Annotated in this window: 3 protein-coding genes and 3 pseudogenes; 3 read left to right on the top strand and 3 right to left on the bottom strand. The window is 57.8% G+C overall.

What is annotated here, in order from left to right:
- Window positions 1-1299: 1299 nt before the first annotated feature.
- A complete protein-coding gene (locus AC0QUY_RS41980) occupies window positions 1300-1599 on the bottom strand; it encodes an H-NS histone family protein (RefSeq protein ID WP_161856802.1) in 300 nt (99 codons plus the stop codon).
- Between the two features lie 416 nt (window positions 1600-2015).
- Window positions 2016-2261, bottom strand: coding sequence for a hypothetical protein (locus AC0QUY_RS41975; RefSeq protein WP_161855521.1), 246 nt, complete (start codon window positions 2259-2261; stop codon window positions 2016-2018).
- A gap of 748 nt (window positions 2262-3009) precedes the next feature.
- Here AC0QUY_RS41975 and AC0QUY_RS41970 point away from each other — a divergent pair.
- A complete protein-coding gene (locus AC0QUY_RS41970) occupies window positions 3010-3348 on the top strand; it encodes a hypothetical protein (RefSeq protein WP_161855522.1) in 339 nt (112 codons plus the stop codon).
- A gap of 671 nt (window positions 3349-4019) precedes the next feature.
- On the opposite strand, the pseudogene AC0QUY_RS41965 reads toward AC0QUY_RS41970, so the two are convergent.
- Window positions 4020-5303, bottom strand: a pseudogene (locus tag AC0QUY_RS41965) (IS5 family transposase).
- Between the two features lie 646 nt (window positions 5304-5949).
- Here AC0QUY_RS41965 and AC0QUY_RS41960 point away from each other — a divergent pair.
- Both AC0QUY_RS41960 and AC0QUY_RS41955 read left to right on the top strand, forming a co-directional pair.
- A pseudogene (locus tag AC0QUY_RS41960) lies at window positions 5950-6136 on the top strand (Tn3 family transposase); the annotation flags it as partial.
- Window positions 6137-6311: 175 nt separating this feature from the next.
- Window positions 6312-6670 (top strand): annotated as a pseudogene (locus AC0QUY_RS41955) (transposase); the annotation flags it as partial.
- Between the last annotated feature and the right edge of the window lie 128 nt (window positions 6671-6798).

The following is a 6798-nucleotide window of genomic DNA, read 5'->3' as shown; positions in this document are numbered from 1 at the left end:
TCCTCACAGACGATTACCTCAAATTGGTGCAGTATGTCTGAGATCTAGCGGATGCCGGACGTCTTTCCACGTGGTGGTGCCGCGCGCGACGACGCAGCTTCGGAAAGCCGAGGCGTCCCTGAGCACTTCTTCTTGCCCCGCCGATCGCGCGGGGCATTTTTCAATATCGTTCGACGGGACGACATAGTTGGGAGCGACTATGCCGGTCGGAGAAACGCCTTGCAAGGATTCTTGGCCCTGCTTGTCCAAAGCCTCGAAGCCTCCACAGTGGCGCATCTGGCCGGCGGATAACGCAAAAGTCTGACCTCCAGCTTCTCGCCCACCGAGGAACAAAACCAGAGGCCGCAGGAGGAACAGTTGAAATCGCTCCGCGGCGAGAAAGCACATCTCGGGAGTCCGAGTTGGGCCATAACCCGCCAAAGAAGAGCGAGTCCCAAATTCTGAGGTTCTCTCGATACGGATCGAGTAACTTTGGACTCGCGTACTCGGCGCGCTAGTGCGAGCGCGTGCAAAGCGCCTCCATTGAATATGAGCGTCGGTTGATGCAAGTCAATGCTGCGACCGCGGCACACGTATAGAAGCAATAGGCAGCGGGCCGTTTCTCTCTCCAGGATCAAGGGGGCGCCGACCGAGTACAGCTTCATAGTCAGTCAGAACATTGCAGCCAACGATCATGCAAATACGGATCCGGTGACGACGTTACGGGCCATCGCCAACGCGGCTAAACTAGGTTTGGTCTACCTCCTCGTAAAGAGATTCCGGCCGGTCATTTTGTGAAAGTTCCAGTCCGATCCCACGTAGTACAGCTTCCATCGCGTTGGAATTTTATCGCCAGCTACACGGCCATTCCAGATCGTGATTGTACTGCAGTTTGGAGCTGTGGGTGACGTCCAATTGACGTAGAAATCTATTTTGTTCGCCGTGACGTTGCCCGCCATAGCGTAAGGCTGTCCCCGGCAAGAAAATCCAGCCGCGTTGTTCACATACGTTCCCGTGAAATTGCCTGTTGATGGGTCTAGCTAGCGCCTGTATCGAAAGAATCGAGCCCCTTTGATTCACCCATGTAGAGGGGACTGCTAACTGCGCGTGAGCCGGTAGAGATACAAGCGCAAAGAGGAGCAGCACAAACAAGCGGGGCAAGGTATTCTCCTGCAAATACAACTGGCCTTGTTTAATTATAGATCCGTCTCATGAAGAACACGTGACCAGTACAACAAAATGGGAGAGGTACACACACTTGGTTGCGCCCACGTCCGACAGAACAGGATCGCCGGCGCACGGTTCAGCTGATCATGCTCGCTACCTGCTGGATTGCGCCGGGCGGTCACTGACCTCGTCCCTTGCTCTGCGGCTGACTCTGAAGTCGTCGATACGCTTTCCGAGCTTCAACTGCGCGACCAACCACCGCGGTTGCTTGCCTCGACCTGTCCAGGTCTCTGATGGCTGATCGGGATTCCGGTATTTTACCGGCGGGCATGACCGACTCGGTGACGCCAACTGCCTCAGGCGCTCGTCTATACGCAGCTTTTCCTGCTGGATCTTTTGCTGCAAGATTTGAGAGACCTCAACGTGCAACGTCCAGAGCTCGTCAACAGTCATCCGTTCCAGTTCGGCTCGCTTCACGACGCTCCTCCATCACGTCCAAGCTCGGCGACGATGCTAATGTATCACTCGGCGAGCTTTGGTCGCCGTCTGCTCCCGGAGAGCTTTGAATTCCGCTAGGAGCTTTTCCGGATCTAGAGTTTCCGTCTGACCTGCTCTTGCAGCCAAATAGCTCGGCGAGCTGTTCGCCTAGATCGGGCGCGCACTGCTGCAATTTCAGCCGTTGTCTCTTCGAAGTTCGGACGTTTTGCCTCACTTCTAAACCTTGCCCACACGCAATGATAGTATCATAGTTTTTTTACCCGTACAGTCCATTTAACGAATTGGCCAATGGCGGGGCTAAACCATTAAGCTCGGCAGGCGTCTTTACCTTGCCTGTTCCCCCACGACGAGGGAGAGGGAATGATCACGAATCACCAAGCCTTGTCCGCTGAGAGATTAGTGGCCTGCAGATAAGTCAAGAATTCGCGACCAAGATCGGTTATTCGAATCTGATCTCTAGATCGTTTGATCAAGCCGGCCGTCAGAGGGTCGCGTATCCACTCTTCAAACGTATTCTTCTCATAAAAATCTGGATGTTTGGCTTTGAGCCCATCAAAAAATGCGGACGATTCAGAAAGTGCGGCTTCACCGTTGGGTGCGGCGGCGAGTTCGGTCAATGCAGAGATCTGGCTCCCATACAAAGTGCGATAGATTTGCTCGAAAACCCGCCCCAAGCGAGCGACGGCTAGATGCCGTACTAGGACATCAAATTTGCTTCTCTGGATCAATTATGCCGAGCTCCGCGTGCAGCTCGGCTTCGACCTTAGCTATCATAGGGCTTCGGTCTGGAAAGCCGGGCAGCTCCCACAATTCTCGCGGTGCCGCGCTCAGCACTTGCCGCGCAGGATCAAACTCCAAGCCGGTTGGCCCCGCTTTTTTCAACCGTGGAAATAGCGCGCGAACGTCGGAGCGGAACAGAAATCCGAGCGCAAAGACCGCTGCCGGCCAGGCGACGGCCTTCACAAGATCCACAAGGACTTTGAAATATTCCCCGCTCCTGAGCTCCCGTGATGGGGCGAACGGGCTAAGCATGACGCAATAGGACGCACAATGCCTCCACGCTGCTCGCTTGTCCTACCTATTCACAGGCAAGGAACGGGGCGGTAACCTTAGCAGAAGATCGCGATGTGTCCGTGAAATTGCGGATTGACGTTACTCAATTTTAAAGCGCATGATCGTGCCTGGATGTAAGAACCCAATCGCGATTTGGCAGATTATTGAGTGGTATCTTATCTCCCGACTACCGGAAGCGGTGCGCCATGTCCAAGGCACTTTGGGTTCTTACATCATCACCGGGCCGGCCGGTGTGCCGCGAGGTAAGAACCGCAGCGAAACGGTCGGCGGCTTTTAGGTCGCGAGAACCCCATGACCCGACAACAAATTAAGCGCCGCGCGGCATTCGTCGCGCTTGCGCGCCTCTGTTCGCACGAACTCCTCCACGACGACGCAACCTCGCAGTTAGGGGCTGCTCAACAGCCCGTTGAACCACATTGCAACTGGAGACCTGACATAAGTGAGGAAGCCGTCGACCAGACTGAATTCATTGAGAACCAGCGATGGGACGCCCCGGGTTTCATCGCAAGGACGCTGGAGGGCGCCAAAGGCCAATGCACCAGTCGATTGGGCAGGGAGTGCTTCGATGGCTTGACAGCAATCGTCGGGCAGCTGCCGGCCGTGTCCCTCGACATGGATACCCATCGATGACAATCGTGTGTTGTTCGTGGAGCTGGCGGTCGAGATCGATGTGGGCCAGTGGCTGCCGACGACGGCGGCGGAATTTTTGGACGATTTTTCGCCCGCATTGACTATTTGGCCGCCCACGAGGCAGAGCGGGAGGCACTCCTCCAACGCCACATCGACAGTGCGAATGCAGCTTGTGAGAGCACCGCCGCGAAACCCTGCGGACAGCCGGCATGCTGTCATAACGAGTCGAGTCCACCCGCGAGAGGAACCTACCTTCCGCGGAACGAGGCCCCCGCCGTCCATCGCCCCCGGACGGCAGGGGTTTTTGTGACAGGGGCGGAGCTGCGCGCGGGGCAGTGCAAGGAGCAAGAGGCCAAAGGACGCCATCGCGAGCCCCCCCCACGCCGGCGGCTCTTCTCATGGCGTGTAAGGGCGTTTGCCTGACACTGGCGCCGTGGGGGCACACGTGCTCTTCACCGTGCTCTTACGGAATCCACAGAGGCCGTGGAAACCTCTAGGGTGACTCTGCCGGGTCTGCATTTCATTCCGGATCAATTTTCACCGGCAGGGGGGTCGCCAAGAGGCGGCCCCTTTCGGTTCATAGCTTCACGTTGGTTTCAAAGAAGCCGCCTGAGTGGCGGGCGTGCTTAGGTGGGAGGACTTAGTCCGTAGCGAGTTTAGCAAGTCGTCCGTTAAGAAACCGATTTCAGCGGTGATCGGTCGCTGAGGGCAGCGATGAGGGTGGTCAGGATCAGGCGCCAAAGAGCCTTCAGCCAGGCGAGGATGCGGCGGAAGTTATGGCCGACGGCGGAGAGGATGACGTTAGCCGCATCGCCTGCGCTGCCTTTGAGGTAGCAGCGGCCGAGGTGACCGTCGGCCTTCAGGTGTCCGATGATGGGTTCGATGGCGGAGCGACGGCGCAGCTCGCGCTTGATAACACCGAAGACGCCGCGCTTCTGGCCGGAGATGAAGACACGACGCGGGCTCTGCGTGTCATGCCCGCGGTATCCCTTGTCGACATAGGCCCGCTCGATCGCACAGCCGGTGACTGTCTCGGTGCGGTCGATGACGTCCCGCAAGGTGTGGCCGTCGTACGGGTTATCGGGTAGCGCCCTGGCGTGCAGCACGAACAGGCCACCGGGAGCACGGCGGTTGTTGGTGACGATGGAGGCTTTGACACCGAACTCGTAAGGCGCGGCTGCTTTGCCCTTGCCGATGCACTCCACCTCCGGGGCGTGAAAGGAATAAAGCTTCCAGCCGCGCTGGCGCTGCTGCTGCGAGCGGATCTGCGTGGCTCAGCTGAGCGGGAGGACGAACGCGTTCTCGAGCACAGCCTGACCTTCGATCTTGCGGCGGATATCGCGGATGATCCGGCCCAGCCGGCTGCGCAGGATGCGCAACTGCCGCTGATGCCGCTTGAATTGCTTGGCATGGGCGTAGCGGGAAGCCATCATTGCCGCGGTCTTGGCAATGCGAAGATAGGACTGCCGCAGCTTGACCCCGTGCTTCCTCGCCAGGCGGTTGAGCCCCTTGATCGCCGCGTGCAGCAGCTTCGCATCGGTCGGGAAGGTGATGGCCTTCGGCTGCACGGTGGTATCGACCGTGACCCGCTTGAGGTCCTGGCTGCGTAACGCGCCGGCCTCGTGCGCCACCCGCAAGCTCTCGGCCAGCAACAGCTCCAGCTTGTCGCCAAGCCGCTTGCGCCAGTGGCTCAGGTCCGAGCGCTCGTGCGGGAACGCGTGCTGAAAGAACTCTTCGCCGGTGAAGTACTGGAAATATGGGTCGTGGACCCAGCGCTCGCACACCCCCTCATCGGACAGGCCGTAAATGTGCTTGAGCAGCAGCAGCCCGATCATGAAGCGGGTCGCGATGCCCGGCCGGCCGTTCTCGCTGTAAAGCGGCGCGATCTCGCCGTCGATCCAGTCCCAATCGACCTTGCCGGCGAGCTGAACCAGCTCGTGCTTCATGTTGATGATCTAGTCCAGCCTGGCCCGGAACAGGTCGCCCGATCCCGTCGTCCTGTGCTTCTTCGGCCGCATCGCCCCTCCGATGCGGACAGGGAATCATGCTTCGTCCCCGAAAGGGAATCTCGAAAGCGAAATTGCAAGGTTCCAGGGCTCGAAGCCTCAGAACCTTGCAATCTCAAAACAGTATTCCCGCCAAATTGCGATTCCAGATCAGTCGCTTGGTCGCTCTTAACGGACGACTAGCTGTAATGTGGTCGCAGGCGGTGCGGACTATTGGCGAGGTGGGGTTACAGTCATTGATTGATTTCTACCGGACTAGCTTAGAAACTGAGAATGCAATCCCGCGCGATTTCTGGTTGCTTGCACCATGTCCACGGTTAAAGAAGAAATTCCGGTCGAGATATGGATGCAATCCGGTTTCTGAACGATGATGCAAGTTGGCGGTCTATTTTTGGACAAAAGAAGAATGCACGATTGAAGGATCAAGAGTTGGTCTTGCGCGCTTTGGCCATGTTTGCTCGTCGCGAAAGCTATCAAAGTCCAATGCGCGGCTTTCTGAACGATTTCGCCGCAAGCAAAGGAGTTATCTGTCGTGACCGGAATTGATGCTAGGGCTTTCGATCGTCTTGCTTAGTGAAATAGCCACGTCGGAGGAAGTCGCTGGCAGAAGGCGCTGCGGGAAGTCGGCCCCGTCGAACGATCACTGTTCATGATCGAATGGTATTCGAGCCCGGCCTTCCGGCGATGACAAGCCGGCCTCTACAAGGGTGAGGCAGCGCACAAACCCAAGCATGGGTGTTCACGAGCGCGGCGAAATCCGTGACCGGTCATTCGAGAGCCAGGTAGTCGTCCGTGAAGAATGCGGAACGACCTGAGAAATAAGCAGAAGCGGTCTTGATATAGTATTGGATTTTGCAGGAAAGCGGTGTGTTGGACCACGCTTTCCTGCGTTTTGGGATTTTGCTTTTGAGCGATTCATGATTCCCTGACCGCGGGTCATCGGCATTGGGGAAGGCGATGAGCAAACCGCAGGATGATCGCCAGAAAGACCTGCTGCTTCCGGCCCTCGATCAAATCATCGACATGGGTCACCCGCTGGTGCGGTTGGCGGCGCTGATCGACTGGAACATCCTGGATGACCGCTTTAGTTCGGTGTGCCAAGCAGGTCGGGGCAGCCTGGCCTGCCGACGCGGCTGGTCGCCGGCCTGTTCATTTTGAAGCACATGCACAACCTGTCAGATGAGGTGCTGTGCGCTCGCTGGATCGAGAACCCCTATTACCAATACTTCTGCGGCGAATTGAGCTTCTGCCACCGTCTGCCGTTCGATCGATCGTCGATGACACGCTGGCGCCAGCGGCTCGGCGAGGAACAGCTCGGTAAGCATCCGCCCAAGGCCGCGGGAGACTCTGGTCCGAACTCCAGGCCGGCCGTGCAATGATGTGTGGACGGCGTATTTTCCGCGATTGACGGCCGGTTCGTGCGATGGCCTCGTTTCTATCAAGG

This window comes from Bradyrhizobium sp. WYCCWR15520, from assembly GCF_056174665.1.
Note: the sequence above shows the minus strand (reverse complement) of the source record. Positions and strands in the feature narration are given on the sequence as shown.

Excerpts from the sequence above, each read along its gene's own strand:
- AC0QUY_RS41980 (WP_161856802.1), bottom strand. The coding sequence starts at position 1,599 with ATGACTGTTGACGAGCTCTGGACGTTGCACGTTGAGGTCTCTCAAATC.
- AC0QUY_RS41970 (WP_161855522.1), top strand. The coding sequence starts at position 3,010 with ATGACCCGACAACAAATTAAGCGCCGCGCGGCATTCGTCGCGCTTGCG.